The 18264-nt window shown below is 33.3% G+C and carries 13 protein-coding genes; 2 read left to right on the top strand and 11 right to left on the bottom strand.

The window, feature by feature from the left end; all coding sequences use genetic code 11:
* Window positions 1-174: 174 nt before the first annotated feature.
* The 8 genes from AABL85_RS02100 to AABL85_RS02065 form a co-directional block, all read right to left on the bottom strand.
* Complete coding sequence (locus AABL85_RS02100) at window positions 175-1380, bottom strand: hypothetical protein (protein ID WP_341308980.1); 1206 nt, start codon at window positions 1378-1380, stop codon at window positions 175-177.
* A gap of 10 nt (window positions 1381-1390) precedes the next feature.
* Window positions 1391-3751: a TonB-dependent receptor gene (locus AABL85_RS02095; RefSeq protein WP_341308979.1), complete on the bottom strand. Its 2361-nt coding sequence runs from the start codon at window positions 3749-3751 to the stop codon at window positions 1391-1393.
* Between the two features lie 278 nt (window positions 3752-4029).
* Complete coding sequence (locus AABL85_RS02090; protein ID WP_341308978.1) at window positions 4030-6900, bottom strand: glycoside hydrolase family 3 N-terminal domain-containing protein; 2871 nt, start codon at window positions 6898-6900, stop codon at window positions 4030-4032.
* Between the two features lie 85 nt (window positions 6901-6985).
* A complete protein-coding gene (locus AABL85_RS02085) occupies window positions 6986-7471 on the bottom strand; it encodes an ABC transporter ATPase (RefSeq protein WP_341308977.1) in 486 nt (161 codons plus the stop codon).
* A 3-nt stretch (window positions 7472-7474) separates the two neighbouring features.
* A complete protein-coding gene (locus AABL85_RS02080; protein ID WP_041890710.1) occupies window positions 7475-8266 on the bottom strand; it encodes a (Fe-S)-binding protein in 792 nt (263 codons plus the stop codon).
* 51 nt (window positions 8267-8317) lie between these two features.
* Window positions 8318-9643: a (Fe-S)-binding protein gene (locus AABL85_RS02075; protein ID WP_341308976.1), complete on the bottom strand. Its 1326-nt coding sequence runs from the start codon at window positions 9641-9643 to the stop codon at window positions 8318-8320.
* A 64-nt stretch (window positions 9644-9707) separates the two neighbouring features.
* Window positions 9708-10673, bottom strand: a complete 966-nt coding sequence (locus AABL85_RS02070) for an MlaD family protein (RefSeq protein ID WP_341308975.1) — start codon at window positions 10671-10673, stop codon at window positions 9708-9710.
* Between the two features lie 56 nt (window positions 10674-10729).
* A complete protein-coding gene (locus AABL85_RS02065) occupies window positions 10730-11875 on the bottom strand; it encodes an N-acetylmuramoyl-L-alanine amidase (protein WP_341308974.1) in 1146 nt (381 codons plus the stop codon).
* Between the two features lie 121 nt (window positions 11876-11996).
* On the opposite strand from AABL85_RS02065, the gene AABL85_RS02060 reads away from it, so the two are divergent.
* Window positions 11997-14696, top strand: coding sequence for a putative LPS assembly protein LptD (locus tag AABL85_RS02060; RefSeq protein ID WP_341308973.1), 2700 nt, complete (start codon window positions 11997-11999; stop codon window positions 14694-14696).
* 60 nt (window positions 14697-14756) lie between these two features.
* Window positions 14757-15137 carry a RidA family protein gene (locus AABL85_RS02055; RefSeq protein WP_016649569.1) on the top strand — a complete coding sequence of 127 codons (381 nt, stop codon included), beginning with the start codon at window positions 14757-14759 and terminating at the stop codon, window positions 15135-15137.
* 75 nt (window positions 15138-15212) lie between these two features.
* Here AABL85_RS02055 and AABL85_RS02050 read toward each other — a convergent pair whose 3' ends face one another.
* The 3 genes from AABL85_RS02050 to AABL85_RS02040 all read right to left on the bottom strand — a co-directional run bounded on the left by AABL85_RS02050 (window position 15213) and on the right by AABL85_RS02040 (window position 18260).
* On the bottom strand, window positions 15213-16268 hold the full coding sequence (locus AABL85_RS02050; protein WP_341308972.1) for a linear amide C-N hydrolase: 1056 nt from the start codon (window positions 16266-16268) through the stop codon (window positions 15213-15215).
* Between the two features lie 763 nt (window positions 16269-17031).
* Entirely contained in the window at window positions 17032-17406 is a 375-nt protein-coding gene (locus tag AABL85_RS02045; protein ID WP_341308971.1) for a methylglyoxal synthase, read from the bottom strand.
* A gap of 8 nt (window positions 17407-17414) precedes the next feature.
* Complete coding sequence (locus AABL85_RS02040) at window positions 17415-18260, bottom strand: BadF/BadG/BcrA/BcrD ATPase family protein (RefSeq protein WP_341308970.1); 846 nt, start codon at window positions 18258-18260, stop codon at window positions 17415-17417.
* Window positions 18261-18264: the final 4 nt, after the last annotated feature.

The raw sequence follows: 18264 nt of genomic DNA, 5'->3' as shown, positions 1-18264 counted from the left end.
CACTCCCAAGGAAGTGGCTTTTAACCTAACCAAACCAATAAAAGTTAAATAGACTAATCTACATCCTTTTATAACCTGTTTAACCCATACTTTTTCTTAATTCACTACTTACTAATGAAGCTGTATATTAATAAGTCTGGGGCAATGATTTTGAATTATAATTATACTAATTGATTACTTATCATAGAATTTATCAAATCTAGCAAAACCAGATATTTTATCAGGAAGAGTCATTCCCTTAGTGACCTTGTCTGTCTTTAGATCATAAATCCAAACATAATTACCTTCTTCTGAACTATTTATCGCTAAATATACTTTCTTATCTTGTGTAAAGAAACCTAGTTCATAAGGTTCATCAAGTGGTAACTCAGTCAACTGCCTTACTACAGTTCTTGTTTCTAAGTCAATAATAGCGTATTTTCCGTTATAGCTTCCTCCTTTAGCAGGATCTCTATAACCAACAATCATTTTATTATCACCTATGCAATCCATCGCTGTTTCAGGCTTTAGACCTCCTAAAACTTGTGTCAAATTAATCTCAAACGATTTATCTACTGTCTCATCACCTGCATTAATTCTAAATAAGAAAATATCATTCTTCTCAGAATTAGTACGTGTAAAACAGCTATAATAAAAACTCTTACTATCACTTACAAATGATGTCTTAAAGTAAGGAGAACCATTACTAGCTCCACTACTGCGGTTATCAGCTGTAGATTTAATTACAGTAAAGTCAGCATACGAAATAGTAGCGAAATTATAGAAGTCTGGATATAACCATTTATCATTTCTAAATCCGTACTGTAGATAAACTACTCCATCTATATAAGTAGCCGAACCAATAGAGTAGTAATTAAATCCTTCAGGGAAAGGTTCTAAACCTGTTACTTCTCCTTGTTTAATTACTTTAAGTGTTTTGGTATCAAAAACAGTATAACGAATACGCTCTATATCACTAGTATTTCCAATAATAATTAATGTATGATCATCTACCCAAGTATAAGCACTTACATCATTCGTAAATGAATAAGGAACTTCTAATTCTGTTACTAACTTATCATTCGTGTACTTCATTTTCTTAAATACACCTTGATCAGTTTTATAGTTATAGATATAACCATTCTTAACAATATAAGAATATGTCCCTTTAGAGTTGATCTCATCACCTTCTCTATTTAAGTCCATTTCACCTTGTGTTACATCATTAGTCGCTGTCATATAATGTACTGTATTTGGCCAGCTACCTAATGCAGACAACAAAAAGTATTTATATGTTTCTTCTCCTTGAAATCCTCCACCCTCTGACGGCTCCTTACTACACCCTACAAGAGTTAATAATAAAAAGAAAACGGATGTTATTGAATATAATTTATGTCTCATTTGTAAACGTCTATTTTAAAGAATATCTAAATTTGAAATAAAAAGCTCTACCTTGTTTTTGAAGCTTAAAGTTATCATACGCAAGATCATTGCCAATATTAGTACAATTTAAAGCAAAGTTATATTTCCCTTTTGCCATAGAATAATTAATACCAACATCGTGTAATGTCTGACGTGGAATAGTAGGTATATTCTTTTTATTACCGTAAGACTGCCAATTTTTATAGAACCACTCTGTAATAGATACTCCATAAGTCAATTCTATACGAGAATCCTTTTGGAATAAGTTATCTTGTCCTATGCTAACATCTATATTACCGTACAACCAAGGTTGATTAGGTACTTCTTTTTTATATGTAGCAGATTCTACAGTATTACTTCCATTAGCATATTTGGTATTATCATACGCGTAATTATATGTAATATTAGCCATTACATTGATAATATTTTTATACTGATAGTTAAACTCTGCCTCTACTCCTCTAGTAAAAATATTAGATAAGTTTTCGTATTTAAATGTACTGTTGAACAAGTTTGGAACTGTATAGATATAGTCTTCTGTATCTCTAATATATCCTGCTGCATCTACACGTACGAAGTGGTCATTAAAACGCTGACTGTAATACATTCCTACATTGAAATTATTACTGCTCTCTGGACGTAAGTTTAAATTACTCGTTACAGAAACACCATCTCCAAAGATTTCTTCAGGCTCTAATAGTCTGTATGATTTCTCAAATGAAGCTTTTACTCCAAACTCATTTGTGATTTTAAATGTAGAAGCAATTCCATATCCCCAATCTCCTGTTTGATTATGCACAGGTATATCAGTACGTGTTGAATTGTCAAAAACTGTTTTATTTAAATCCACTAAGTAGTATTTACCAAAAAACACATTCGTCCACCTCTTATCAAACCAATCTTGTTGGTAGCTCATTGAGAAGATCTGTTTAGTCATCTTCGTTGGATATGCATCTTTCTTCTCTTCATGTAATTTATTATAAGAACGGTTCTTAACGTAATCCATCATATAGTTGAAATTCAATTTATGAAAGTCATTTAATCTGAATTCTGTAGTTAATTGTGAATAAACACGGTCTCTGTGTTGTCTACTTAGAGAAGGGTTTCCTAATTCACTACTTGCTGATGGAACATAACTACCGTCCCAACTATACTTGTGCATTAAAGTATCTGTCCCTTTCTCTAAACTCTTAGAATATCCTAGATAATAGTTGATATCTAAACGATCATTCAATAGATTTCTCTTCTTGTATTTTAAGAAGTAATTATTAGCATCACCTTCTCTATTTACTCCTCCATAAACAATTTCTTGATTAGAACCTGTCTGCATTTGTTTGTCAAAAAGAGAATGAGATACTCCTAAGAATAACATATCCGCCCATGACTTATCTTCTATTCCGAACTCAGTCATTACGAACATTGATTTATAACGATCATTAAAACGCTTTACATCTCTGTATTCGTATTGCTCCTTTGCTGGATTATAAATCTTCATATCGCGCATTTTATAATCATTATCTGAATAATTATAAAATGAATTTAAACGCATAATAATTCCTGTATTCTTATCTTTTAACTGTCCATTAATATTTACCTTATGGGTATTAAAAGAACCTGTTGTATAACTCGCATCTAAATAATCTTGGGAACTACCATTCGTAATAATATCTACTGCACCTCCCATAGCATCTGTACTTAAATGTACAGGAACAACACCTTTATAGATTTCTACACGCTGCGCCATATTTACAGGAATAGTATTCATATCAATTCCTTTTCCTAACATTTCTAATGGTACACCATCTATAAAGAATTTTACTGCCTTACCAGACATTCCATTAACAGAAAAGTTGTAATCAGATCCCACTCCACCTTGTTGTCTTACTTTAATACCACTACTCTTATTAAGTATCTGGTTTAAATCAAAAGTACTATTAGCCATCTTCTGCATATCAACAGCACTAACAGTAAAAGCTTGATCTTTTAAAGTCTCTACTTTACCTTTTACGCTAACCACCACATCATCTAAAACAGAAGGCTCATCTTGCATAGTAATACTCAATGATTTTGGACTTGTATTAAATTGAACAGTTCTACTCTCTTCGAGCATACCTACGTAATTAAAAAGTACTGTATGTTGCCCTGTTGTGTGCTGTAATTCAAACTTCCCATCTAAATCTGTCTGAACACCAATTGCACTTCCTTTAATAGAAACAGATACTCCTATAATGGGAGTTTTCTGTGAATCATAAACGATTCCTTTTATTTTACCTACGGTTCCTTGAGCATTTACTAAACAAGGTAACAGAAGCAGTAAAAAACAAAAAAACACTTCCTTAAACGGTCTCATTATTTAAATTAATTTTAAATAACAAAAGTATTAGTCATGTTAATAAAAACCAAAGAATTAATCATTTATTTTTAACGAGTCTAATTAGTCTATACACATTAACTTTTAACAAGCATAATATCAATAAATTACCAAATCAAGATATTACTATTTCTTTCATAGGAACACAATGACATAATTATTCAACTTACTCATAACAAACCAGATAACAACTAAGCTTTAAATACAGTTCATAAAAAAAGCGTAGCCATCGCTACGCCATTACGTCATATTTCTGTTTAGTTTATGATAGACTCATAAATTACATTTTGAATATCCTCTCTAATATTAGCCTTCGATAAGTTATTTACATTACTATCTGGATAAGTCCTATTAGATAAAAATACAAATACTAAATCTTTATCAGGATCAGCCCAAGCCATGGTCCCAGTAAACCCAGTATGACCAAAACTAGACATAGAAGCACATCCACATGTCGGACCTGGAGAACCAGGCTTTTGAGGTTTATCGAATCCTATTCCTCTTCTACTACCTTTACTACAATAAGCGCATTCATTAAATGTATTAAAAGTATCCTCCGAGAAGAAACGATCACCTCCGTATTCCCCTTTATTCAGATATAACTGCATCATTTTTGCCACATCTAATGCTGATCCAAATAGTCCAGCATGTCCAGCAACACCTCCTTGCATAGCTGCTCCCATATCATGCACATACCCTTGTACAGTGGTATAACGGTAATAATTATCAATTTCTGTAGGAGGAATTACATTCAAGTCAAATTTGCGCAATGGCAAATAAGTTAAACGCCAAGCTCCAATCTTATTATAATATTCACTCTCTACTACTTGATCCAGTGTTCTGTGATACTTACTCTCCACAAACTCCTTCATCATAATAAAACCTAGATCACTATACTTATATTCTTTTTTAGATAATTTAGAATCTGCTATTTGTTGTAAAATTTCATTTGTGTATCCTTTTTTAATATATAAATTCTCTGACACTTGAGTTGGATACTCGGGAGTGTAAAAGAAGCTATATAAACTCGGATCTGGTCTATTATTCTCTGCAAGTGTACGTTTATAAAAAGGAATCCAAGCTGGCAAACCTGATTGATGTGTCAGCAAATCTTTAAAAGTGATATCCTCTTTATCCGTATGTTTAAACATCGGTAACATCTGTCCTAATTTAGTTTCCATTCTCACTTTATGATCATCATACATCTTTACCAATACTGGTAATGTACCTAAAATCTTAGTCAAAGAAGCTAAATCATATAGATCTGTATTTAAAACCTTTGTGCTATTATCATAAGTATGATACCCAAAAGCTTTTTGATATACTACCTTACCATGACGAGTCACTACAATCTGAATACCTGGTGTGTATTGCTTATCTATTGCTCCCTGAGCAATGGCATCAATTTTATGTAACACATCAGGATCCATCCCTTCATTTGCTGCAGTAGAAAATCCTAATCGATCGATAGCTTTGGTTTTAAGTCCTGTTCCAACAGCAAAAGAACCATTGATAGATACAGGTAACTTTCCTTTAGCTCCTATAGCCCCAAATAATACTTGAGCCGCAGCTTGCTGAGCAAATTTATTGTTTTGATACCCAACTAATACAGCATTCACCTTCTCTAAAGGCATTGACTCAAGTGCATACGGCTTAGCAAAAGATACTAACACAGTATTTTTTCTAGCTGCTAAATTACGTAAAGTCGCCTTTTCAGTATCTGACATATCGTGCTTACGCCATGGATTATCAACCTTGTGATATCCTACGATAATAGTTGTAAACGCAGACATATCTTCTAAGCTATCACCTGTAATTTCTGTTACATCATCATAATTCTGAAGCATACTTAGAAATTGACTACCATCATCATCTCCTAACTTTACATAAGCTATCTTTTGCTTTTCTAAATGCTTAAAAGGAATTAACCTATCTTCATTCTTCGTTAAAGTCATTGCTTCTTCATACAACTTCTGATTTAAATCATCGTAGACAGGAGCATTTAAATCCTTAACTAAACTACCTGTTTCAATAGCTGAGAACTTTGTCATACCCGATTTATACTTGTATGCCAAAACTTTTTTTACTGAATGCGAGAGACGTGCTTCTGATATTTCTCCTGTATTATAAGCATCTAATATTTTCGTTAATGCTGTAGGTACATCTTCAGAGAAAAGCAATAAGTCATTTCCTGCTTTAAAAGCAGCTAAGTCAACTTCTCCTGGCTTTAAATAATTAGCAGCTGCCTTCATATTTAAAGCATCAGTAAAGATCAACCCTTCAAAACCTAGCTCCTCTTTCAACAACTTCGTTACAATATTATAAGATAGCGAAGTAGGAATATCATTAGGTTCGTAAGCAGGTAAATTTAGATGGGCTATCATCACACTAGACAGTCCTTCTTCAAATAATTTCTTATATGGATATAATTCAACTCTATTTAGTCGGCCTTTATCAAAATCAATTACAGGTAATTTGTGGTGTGAATCTGTAGAAGTATCACCATGTCCAGGAAAGTGTTTTCCTGTTGCAAAAATATCTTGACTCTGATATCCTTGCATAAATGCGCTAGCGCGATCTGTTACAATCTCTCTTGTCTCACCAAAAGAACGCACCCCAATAATAGGATTCTTTGGATTAATATTAATATCTAATACAGGTCCAAAATTAAACTGCATACCTAATCGCTTAGTTTGTTTTGCCATCGCTTCTCCCACTTGATAAATCAAGTCCATATCTTGAACAGCACCTAATGTCATATTATAAGGGAAGCGATAAGTATCTTCTAAACGCATACTCAGTCCCCACTCTCCATCTATACCTACTAGCATAGGCACTCTACTTAGAGTCTGTAAGCGATTAGTCATTTCAGCTTGTCGAACAGGTCCTCCTTGAAAGAAGATTAATCCTCCAATATGCTGTTCTTGCACAAGCTTCTCTAAGCTTTGAACATGAGCCTCATTTTTGTTAGAGTAAGCCGCAACCATAAACAGTTGTCCTATTCTTTCCTCTAAATTCAATGTATTATATACACTATCTACCCATTGTTTCTGTCTAGCTTGGTTAAATTTAACTTGCCCAAACGCACTAGAAGCCACAAGAAGTAGTACAACAGTCAATCTTTTCATTAGTTTTATTTTAGGTCAAAAAAAAATCACCATCAAAAGTCTATTTGATGGTGATTTTTGATATCGTAAATATAAAAATTAGAATCTATTTAAAAAAGCGAGAGTGCCAACTTTCAGATGCTGGAACTTCCCAAAACTCTCTAAACTCTCCTAAATCATTTACTAAATTATTGAATACAATCGTATTAGCTGATACAGACTTAGACTTTACTAAATCTTTAAATTCTAATAAAGTTTTAAAAGCAATGAATTCTCCTGTTTTATAAGTAACATTCATCTTATCTAGTAAATCTACTTTATACTTTTGTTCAATATCCTGAATTACACGAACAGAAGCATCTATCGAACATCCTGAAGCAGGGTGTATCTCTTGATCTACTGCGAGTACAATAAATCTATTGTAAAATATCTTATAAGAAGATTCTAATGGTGTAGCATGCGCTGCCCACTCTGCTGTAAAAGCAGCTAAATCCTTATCTATATCTTGAACCTCTTCATCTGAGAACTTACGATTAGATTGGTAAATCCAAACTCTCGAATGATCAGGCATTTCTTCAAATGGTTTAAACATATTTTATAAATCTTCTGCGTTTGCAATTAACTCAGCTACATCTAATACTTTTACTGAGCTTTCTTTTTCTTTAAACTTTACTCCATCTGTAAGCATTGTATTACAGAAAGGACATCCAGCAGCGATAATCTCTGCATTAGTCCCTATAGCTTCTTCTGTACGCTCTACGTGCACTTCTTTATCACCATGTTCTGGTTCTTTAAAAAGTTGAGCACCTCCAGCACCACAGCAGAAACCATTTTGTCTAGAACGCTTCATTTCTACTAACTCTGCATCTAATTTTTCAATCAATTGACGCGGAGCTTCATAAACTTGATTAGCACGTCCTAAATAACACGGGTCGTGGAAAGTAATTCTTTTTCCTTTAAATTGCCCACCTTCAATAGTCAATCTTCCATCATCTAAAAGTGATTTTAAAAACTGTGTATGGTGTACAACTTCATATTTTCCTCCTAAATCAGGATATTCATTCTTAAGTGTATTAAAGCAGTGTGGACAAGCAGTTACAATTTTTTTAATTTCATATCCATCCAATACTTGGATATTCATCATCGCTTGCATTTGGAATGCAAATTCATTCCCTGCTCTCTTTGCTGGATCACCAGTACAACCTTCTTCTGTACCAAGTACAGCAAATGATACGTTTGCTTTATTTAATATCTTTACGAATGCTTTTGTAATCTTTTTTGCTCTATCGTCAAAACTTCCTGAACAACCAACCCAAAATAATACTTCTGGTTGTTCTCCTCTTGCCATCATTTCCGCCATGGTAGGCACTACTAAATTTGCTGACATAATCTTGTGTTTATTGAGATAATCCTAGAAAAGGATTATGATAGTTAATGTTTAGTTTTCGTCTTTCCAGTTTAATCTGTCCATTTGGCTATATTGCCATGGAGCAGCATTATTCTCAACATTTTGCATCATGTTGTTTAACTCTACAGGAGCGGCACTTTGTTCCATAACTAGGAAACGACGCATATCCATAATGATAGAAAGTGGACTAATGTCTATAGGACATTCTTCAACACATGCATTACATGTATTACAAGCCCATAATTCTTCTGGTGTGATATAGTCGTTTAACAATGTCTTACCATCATCTACAAACTGACCATTGTTCGCATCTAATATCTTACTTACATCCTCTAAACGGTCACGAGTAGACATCATTATCTTACGTGGAGATAACTTTTTACCTGTCGTATTTTGAGGACAAGAAGATGTACAACGGCCACACTCAGTACAAGAATAAGCATTTAATAACTGTACCCAATTTAAATCCATTACATCTTGAGCACCGAATTTCTCTGGTTCTCCCACTGGTTCTGCTGGAGCAGCGTATGGATCTGCATTAGGATCCATCATTAAAGAAACTTCTTTCTTAACAGACTCTAAGTTATTAAACTCTCCCTGAGGTTTTAAGTTAGCATAATATGTATTTGGGAATGCTAAGAAGATGTGTAAGTGTTTTGAATAATATAAATAATTCATAAACAACATCACCCCTACTATGTGACCCCACCAACAAAAACGCTCAATGAATGCAACTGTTGCAGGGTTAACTCCATCAAATATAGGGCTGATAAAACTAGAAATAGGGAATGATCCTACTGCTGTATAATGTGTATAACCAATACTCTGTAGATAGTAATCTGCAGCGTTCATGATTAAAAAGAAACACATCAACACAGTCTCAATGTAGATAATATTATTTGCATCACGCTTAGCCCAACCTTCCATTTCTGGTTGATTAAAACGTTTAAGTTTTATTACATTTCTACGAATCCAGAATACAACAACTCCAAAGATAACTAAGAAAGCTAATACTTCAAAAATTCCAATTAATGCATCATAGCCTACACCTAAGAAGCTAAACACTCGATGTGTACCAAACAAACCATCAACGATGATTTCTAACATCTCAATATTAATAATCACAAAACCTACATACACAAAAATATGTAAAATAGCTGGTATAGGTCTTTTTACCATCTTAGACTGTCCTAAAGCTACGCGGATCATGTTTTTCCAACGTGCTGAAGGATTATCTGTTCGATCGATATCTCTTCCTATTTTGATGTTGCGGATTAGTTTCTTTATATTTTTGATAAAGAATCCAAACCCCACAACTAAAAGAAGTAAAAATAATACTTGGCCTAAATACTCCATAGTCGTAATAATTGTTTCAGTAATTGTTAGTTTTTCTTGTTAGTTGGTTTAGTTGTTTAGTTTATTATTCCTTAACCTCTGCTGTTTTCTCTTCTTCTGTTGCTTGATAAGGTGTCGCTTTCTTACCAAATAAAGAGAAATGTACATAACGTTTTGGATGTTCTTTTAAGTCGCGTAATAAAGCTTCTAATTCTTTACTTGCTCCCTCTAAGTTACTATATAATTGTTCGTCTTTCAATAATTTACCAACTGATCCCTTGCCCCCTTGGATATCTCCCATGATTTTATCCATACTTGCAGTAGCGTTATCTAAGTTAGTAAAAGTAGACTTGATATCCAAAGCTTTTAAATCTGTAGAAATCGAAGCAAAGTTACTACTCATCGTATTTAAGTTAGTTAAAGTACCGTCTAATTTAGGTTGAGTCGCTGCAACCATCTGATTAGTAGTAGCCATTAACTTATTAGCACCTGCTAGAGTACCATCTAATTGAGTCATTGCACTTTTTAAACTTTGTTGTGTATTCTCATCCATTATATTATTAACAGAAGATAGCATCTTATTTAAATTTACTAAAGCCTCTTCAATTTTTAATTGTAATGGTTCGATTTGTTTTGTCAATTTTTCAGTCATATCTAAAACCACCTCACCTTTTAACAATTGACCAGATTCTGCGAAATTTGTATCACCAAAAACAGGGTCAATCATAATTCCTTTTCCTCCTAATAAACCAGGAGAATAGATTTTAGCGACACTATTTTTAGATATATTTATTTTTTGAGTCATTAATAACTCTACTTTTAATTTTCCTGATGTATTATCTAAATCGATTTTAGATACTTTACCTACCACTAATCCATTAATAGTAACAGTTGAAGAAGTTGTTAATCCCTCAACATTATCATATTCTACATAAAATCTAGTACTATTATCAAATAAGTTTCTCCCTTTTAGAAAAGAATACCCCCAAATGAACAAAGCAATTGCTCCTAATACTAAAATCGCTGTTTTAATTTCTCTTGATATTTTCAAAACTTTTCATTTTTATAACACGCAAAAATAAACTTTTATTTCTAAAGCGCTTGATATTATTTTAATGCTTCTTCTACTGTAATCACTTTACCATCCTTGAATGCGACTATGAATGCAGAATTATGTCCCTTATCCTTCGCTACTTTTTGATTCTGTTTTGCTGTCTCATAGTCACTTGTCTCACCATAGTAATATCTACTAAGATTTCCCACTCGCATTGTTGTAACTCCTCTTAGTCCTTTAAAATTCTCTGGTTTCAAAGCTAATACTTTTGATCCTGCTGCAATTTGCACTTTAAAAACAACTTTACTAGTGTTTGAACTACTTTCTTTTCGATTATTAGTAGTTGTTCCTTTAGTTGCTGTATTTCGAGTATTATCAGCTTTAGCTGCTGCCTTGTCATTAGAGTCTGCTAACACTAGAGTTTTACTACCTCCATAATAAGCTGCTTTATAATCAATAATACCTTGTGCTATAGAACGAGCTAATTCTTTTTGTCCTTTACTTGAAGTTAAATAACTTCCCTCTGCTGTATTAGAAACAAATCCTAACTCTATCAATATACTAGGCATGAATGCTCCGTGTAATACCCAAAAAGGACCTTGTTTTACTCCTCTGTTTTTTCTCTTTAAATCATTGGTAAAACCATCTTGTACTCTACTTGCTAAATCAATACTCTGATGAATATAATCCTCTTGTAATAGTGTTAAACCAATAATAGACTCTGGAGAAGAAGGATCAAAGCCTGCATACTTAGTCTTATAATCGTCCTCCATCATAATTACTGAGTTCTCCGTTTTTGCAACATCGAGATTCGATTTATTCTTACTAAGTCCCATCACATAAGTTTCAGTACCATAAGCTGATTCACTATTAACACCATTACAGTGAATAGATACAAATACATTTCCATTATTATCATTAGCTAAGACAGATCTCTCCTTTACAGGAACGAATACATCTGTCTTACGAGTATAGAATACTTCTATATCAGATTGTTTTTCTAATATCTTACCTACTTCTAAAGCTACCGCTAACACAATGTCCTTTTCTACATTCTTTTTATGGTTTGTTCCTGTATCCTTTCCACCATGTCCAGGGTCTAACACAACTTTAAATTTTTTAACATTCTGTGCTTGTATAGAGAAACTCAGAAAAAGAATGGTCAGTAAGGCAAACAGTTTAGAACGACTGTAATTCATATAAATGGTATTTATAACGTTTTATAATTTAAATAAAAATACATTTTCAAAAAAAATATATGTAAGTTTGACACGTTAAAAACAACGCGCTTAATTTTACAAAAATAGCATATATATAGGTTTGCGAACAAATATTTTTAATATCGTTTTCATTTTATTGGTTTTTGGAGCAACTTTAACACAAAAAGGGATTGCACAAGATAACAATAAGAAATTTACAGCTGTAAATACTACACTAAAAAGGGATTCTATAGTTACTACACCAGATACTATAGAACAACTTACTGTACCTCCTATTCAGGACACAATAAAAAAACACAAAGACACAATAGCTCCTGCTAATAAACCTCTTTTGGAAGAGATGGTATATAGAAAAGCAAAAGACTATGAAGCTTTAAACTTAGCAAAAAAAGAAATAACATTATATAACGAAGCTGAAATTCGTTATCAAGATTATGAACTGACTGCTGGTAAGATCATTTTTAATTATGAAAAAAACGAAATCTATGCAGGAGGTATTAAAGATAGTGTTGGTAATATGTCACAGTACCCTGTTTTTAAACAAGGTTCACAAATCGTAGAACCAGACTCTATCCGCTTCAATACTAAAACAAAGAAAGCTTTAGTTTTTAAATCGCGTACTTCACAAGGAGAATTCAGAATCAAAGCAGAAGTGAGTAAAAAGGAGAATGACTCTGTTTACTTCATGAAAGATGTGATCTTTACTACTGCTAAAGATTTGGATGATCCTGAATACTATTTCCGTACTAATAAGGTAAAATTAGTTCCTGGAAAAAAAGTAGTTACAGGAGTTACTAATATGGTTATTGCTGATGTACCTACTCCACTAGGGTTACCTTTCGCCTTTTTCCCTATGTCAGAGAAAGCGGAGTCAGGATTTATCATCCCTAGCTTTGGTGACACTAACCAACAAGGATACTATATCCAAAATGGTGGATACTACTTTGCGATAAGTGATAAAATGGATTTAAACGTATTAGGAGATTACTATACCAATGGTAGCTGGGGATTGCGCTTTAACAGTTCTTATGCCCAACGTTATAAATATAATGGTCGTGTTTTAATCCGTTATGAAAATAATATTTTCTCTGAAAAAGGACTTCCAGATTACGCATCAAGTAAGCTATACAATATTCAGTGGAATCATAGTCAAGATGGTAAAGCTAATCCTAACTCTCGATTCTCTGCATCTGTAAACTTAGGTAGTAGCCAATATTTCAGACAATCAAATAATACCTATAACGTAGGTGCTTCTATGAACAATACCATGAGTTCATCTGTTAGTTACCAACGTACTTTTGAAAGTGTACCACAAGTAAATATGTCTCTTACTGCTACTCACTCTCAATCAACAAATACGAAGGAGATTAACATGACTCTACCTACATTACAAGTAAACGTAGATCGTGTATTCCCTTTTGCTCCTAAATATGGTTCTAAAAAAGGAATTATTAAGAACTTAAACTTCTCGTATTCAGTACGTGGAGAGAATCGCGTAAAAACACACGAAGATTATTTCTTTAAAAAAGAAATGTTTGACAGTTTAAATACTGCTTTTCAACACAGTATTCCGATTGCTACCAACTTTAAAATATTCAAACATTTCTCTGTAACAGCAGGTGCTTCATATAATGAAGTATGGTACTTCAATACCATAGAGAAAAAATACAATGCTCAAACAAACAAAGTTGATGACATTAGAGTTAATGGATTCGATAGCTTTAGAACCTACTCTGCGAACGCAAGTATAGGTACGACTATTTATGGTACATTCAACTTTGGTGAAGATAAGAGAATCCAAGCTATACGTCACGTTATGCGTCCTAGCGTAGGATATTCTTACACACCTAGTTTTGAACAGTACTATGACACTTATGCCATAGATGCTACAGGGCAAACTCTCCAAGATTATACTCGCTTCCAAAACGGTATTTTTGGAGCTCCAGGTAGATATAACTCTAATATGATGAACTTTAACTTGAGCAATACTTTTGAGGCGAAAGTTAGAGATGATGAAAACGAAAAGGGAGAACCTAAAAAAGTAATGCTTTTAAACAGTTTGAACTTCTCTACTAGCTATAATATGTCTGCTGACTCTCTTAAATGGGCTCCTGTACGTGTAAGCGCTGGTACAGCTCTATTTAAAGATAAAATGCAAATAAACTTTGGAGCAACGCTTGACCCTTACGCTTTAGACAACAACAATAGACGTATAGATACTTACAATATCAACAATGGAGGAAGTTTATTTCGTCTGACAAGTGCCAATATGACTGTAAACTGGTCTCTATCTAGTAAAGATGCCATGTTTGGTAACGCGGAAGACAAAAAGAATCAAAATTCTTTAGACAATGGTGGACGTGCTGATGACTTATTTGGTAGAGCGGTAGAGTTAGGGAATCAAAAAAGAAGTACACTAAGTGACGATGATGAGGACAAACCGTTTGGTGGCTTCTTTAATGCTAAACTACCTTGGGATTTAACCTTTGCCTACTCCATGACGTATAATAATTCATCGAGGCAGAACGAAATAGTCAATAACTCCGTCATGGTGTCAGGGAATGTAGATGTCACACCTAATTGGAAAGTTGGTTTCTCTACAGGTTATGACTTTGTTCAGAAAGGAGTTACCTTTACTCAATTAAGGTTTGAACGTGACTTAAAGAGTTGGAGAATGGACTTCTCTTGGGTACCTATCGGAACCTATACAAGTTGGGGATTCTTTATCGGTATTCGCTCATCAATGTTAAGCGATATCAAGTGGGAAAAACGTAAAGCTCCAGACAAAATATACAGATAAAAATAATTCAGAAAGAGGAGGCGTATTTTTACTCCTCCTCTTTTTTTAAAACTATACTTTATGAAGAAAATTATCAATTCAGACAAGGCTCCTGCTCCTATAGGACCATACAATCACTCAGTAATGACTGGTGACTTATTATTCATCTCAGGTCAAATCCCTTTTAATCAAGCTACAGAAACACTTGTAACAACAGGTATTGAAGACGAAGCAAAACAAGTAATGGCTAATCTACAAGCTATACTAGAAGCAGCAAATATGACATTCGAAAACGTTGTAAAAGCAACTATTTTCTTAACAGACATGAATGATTTCGCTAAAGTAAATGAGATTTATGGTAGCTTCTTTACAGCCGCTACAGCGCCTGCTAGAGAATGTATTCAGGTAGTAAAGTTACCTAGAAATGTAAATGTAGAAATATCTATGATAGCTTCTAAATAATCAGAAAGCACATTATTAAAAAGGGGTGATTATTAATTAATAATCACCCCTTTTTAATATTTCTATTATTTACTTCTAGATTCCTAAAAACTGAAAAGCTTTAGTTTTCTCTAATTTACTATTTACAACACCTGCGTACTGCTGTTTCTTAGAAACATCTAACTTTCTAACCCCTGATTTATCAGTAAAATCAATTGATTTTAAATCTAACCACATTGGTGTTAACGCAATCGGATCTTCATAATAATACACTAAATTCTTCTGATCAGAAACTGTTCTCCACTTAGTAGAAGACAAGTTAGGTTCACCATCTATATGCACCCCATAAGGTACAGATACATTACGTACAATACTAAATACGGCACCAACAGAAACACGTTCATCAGCACTTTGTTCTACTGCAGTTGCATAGTATGAAGCACGTGCAAAACGATCTTCAGATCTACCCGTACCAGGCAACACTTTATTTCCTGGCAAATAATTCCAATAATCTCTAATAGCCAACTGCTTATCATAAGTAGGAGAATTAGTCACTACTGTATATGAAGGATCGTGATATATCTTCAGTTGACCATCAATAAATTCAAAAATAGCATTATCTCCTTGGGCATCAGAAATTGTCAAATGAACAGTTGCCAAAGAATTTCGTCCTGGCGTATTAGCAGTTACTACGATAATAGGGTTCTTTTGCAGATCCTTAACTGCTTCATCAACACTCGCATAATTATCTAATACATATTGTGCCCAAGCTGCCAAACTAATACCTTTATCCTTACCGTCAGGATTATACTCAGGATATTGAGATTCTACTAACCATAAAATATTAGCCACAAGTCCCTTCTCGTTCATACCGTCAGTAGTAGCAATATCAAAAGCTGAAGTAACTACACTTCCGTATTTTGACTTCCATTTTACAGAAGCTTTTCCCACTTCCCCATTGCGTTCCATTCCTCTAGGAAAAACCCAAATATTAGGCATAATCTCTTCCTTCCAGTCCATTGAACGCCCAGTGATAACTGTATTATTAGGTCCTTTATAAACAACTCTAGTACAAGCTTCCGCTTCAGTCAAACCAAAGACAAACGCTCCTAATACTAAAGCACCTGTAAACACTCTTTTTATTCTTCTCATAATAAGCATAGTTAAGTTCCTACTAAATTAACTATTTAATTAATTACTCAAAAGCAATTAAACAAAATTTAAAAACCTTTTTGTAATTTAAACCTAAAAATCAGCATTAGCCAAATACTTCGCACTCTATTCCTTAGTCCTAAAACCATATTACTGTACGTTTTTATCTAATTCAGATCTATTTTGTATAATTTGTTTTCGTTTATATGTCTATCATTTATTCCAGTTTAAAAAACAGTCTACTCCGGAGATCTTGTCTATTTATTTTTTTTATCTTTAGTCTATTATTTCTAGTCTCATACAGAGAAAAAGATCTAGTTTTTATAAAATCTATTCTTTAGTGAATCTTAAATGTAACCAATAAATAAAACAGCAATTAAGACTTTCAAATTAAGACATAAATTTTGACTTGTTTATTTATATATGAATACTTAGCATGTTCAGCTTGCACTTCTTAGGGGATTACTAGGGGATTTCTTGAGCTTTCCTTGCATAGAAGGTATCTTTCTCGAAGAAATGCTCAAGAAACCTACAAGCAATCTCCTAGTAGAGCAGTACCAAACCATTTTTAGTACATTACTTAATACTGAGAAGAAATAGATTTCATACATACAATCTTGTAAATATGATTTTCCCATATTTTATACCTTAAGTAATCGCGAAAAACTATCAATTAATCGAATTTAAAATTTTACCAACAAAAAAAGGCACATAATACTTATGCACCTATTCTCTATATGTTCTATACTCTTTTATAATCTCTTTATTTCAATGTGCTAATTGCATTTAACAACAACTGAGCAGAAGCTTCATTTGTTGCCAATGGAACATTGTGCACATCACACACACGCAATAGCATATTAATATCTGGCTCATGTGGATGTTTTCCTAAAGGATCTTTAAAGAATAGAACCATTGCAGTCTTTCCTTCCGCTACTCTTGCAGCAATCTGTGCATCACCTCCTAATGGCCCAGAAAGCATACGCTTCACTTTAAAACCTGCATCCTCAGCCATACTTCCAGTAGTTCCTGTACCAATCAATGATACTCCTTCACTTGATAGAATTTCTCTGTTTTTTTTGATAAACTCTAACATTTCTTTCTTCTTAGCATCATGTGCTACAATTGCTATTTCCATAGTCCTTACTATTTATGATATTCGATTAATCCGTCTAATGGTTTTTGAATTATCTTTCCAACCAGAATATTATGTTCAGCCATCACTTCTCTAAATTCATCTTGTAAAAAATATGCTACAGAACCCACAAAGTGAACTGGCACTGTAGTGTATTCAGGATTATTCTTGATATAATGATTTATAAAAAAAGATATTTGTTCCCTTATCATTCCTTTAAAAAAAGGTTTATCCTTATGCTCTATTAAAAATGGCAAAAAAGAAGCCATATAAGCATTAGGATTTTCTTTCTTATAAAAATTATATTTTACCACATCAGCATCTACATCGTATTTACTTTTAAATAAATCTGCTAATTCTTTAGGCATCATTTTTAAAAAGAAACTTTTGATCATCAACCTTCCTAGAGCACTTCCGCTACAGTCATCCATAGCCATAAACCCTAATGATTCTATACGTTGATGTACTTTTTTTCCATCAAAGTAAGATACATTAGAACCTGTACCATTAATGCAGACTATCCCTTCTTCTCCTTTTCCTACAGTGGCATAAATAGCCGCATAAGTATCTTCATGAACATTAATGTTTTTACAATTCGTAAAATAATCCTCTGCGAATCTTTTGACGATATTTTTTGTACGATCAGATCCACACCCTGAACCATAAAAATAAAGTTCCTTAACCTCGTCTTTATTCTTACAGATATCTGGAACTGTATTAACGCGGGTAAAGAACTCATCTAAAGTAATAACTTCGGGATTAAGTCCTAGACTAGTCACCGAAGTTACAACATTGTTATTTTGGTCAAAGAAAATCCAATCAGCCTTAGTGGAACCACTATCGACGATTATCTTCATTTAA

The organism is Myroides odoratimimus (genome assembly GCF_038039805.1).
GTDB classification, from domain to species: domain Bacteria; phylum Bacteroidota; class Bacteroidia; order Flavobacteriales; family Flavobacteriaceae; genus Flavobacterium; species Flavobacterium odoratimimum_B.
This window is presented reverse-complemented; position numbering and strand designations above follow the sequence as displayed.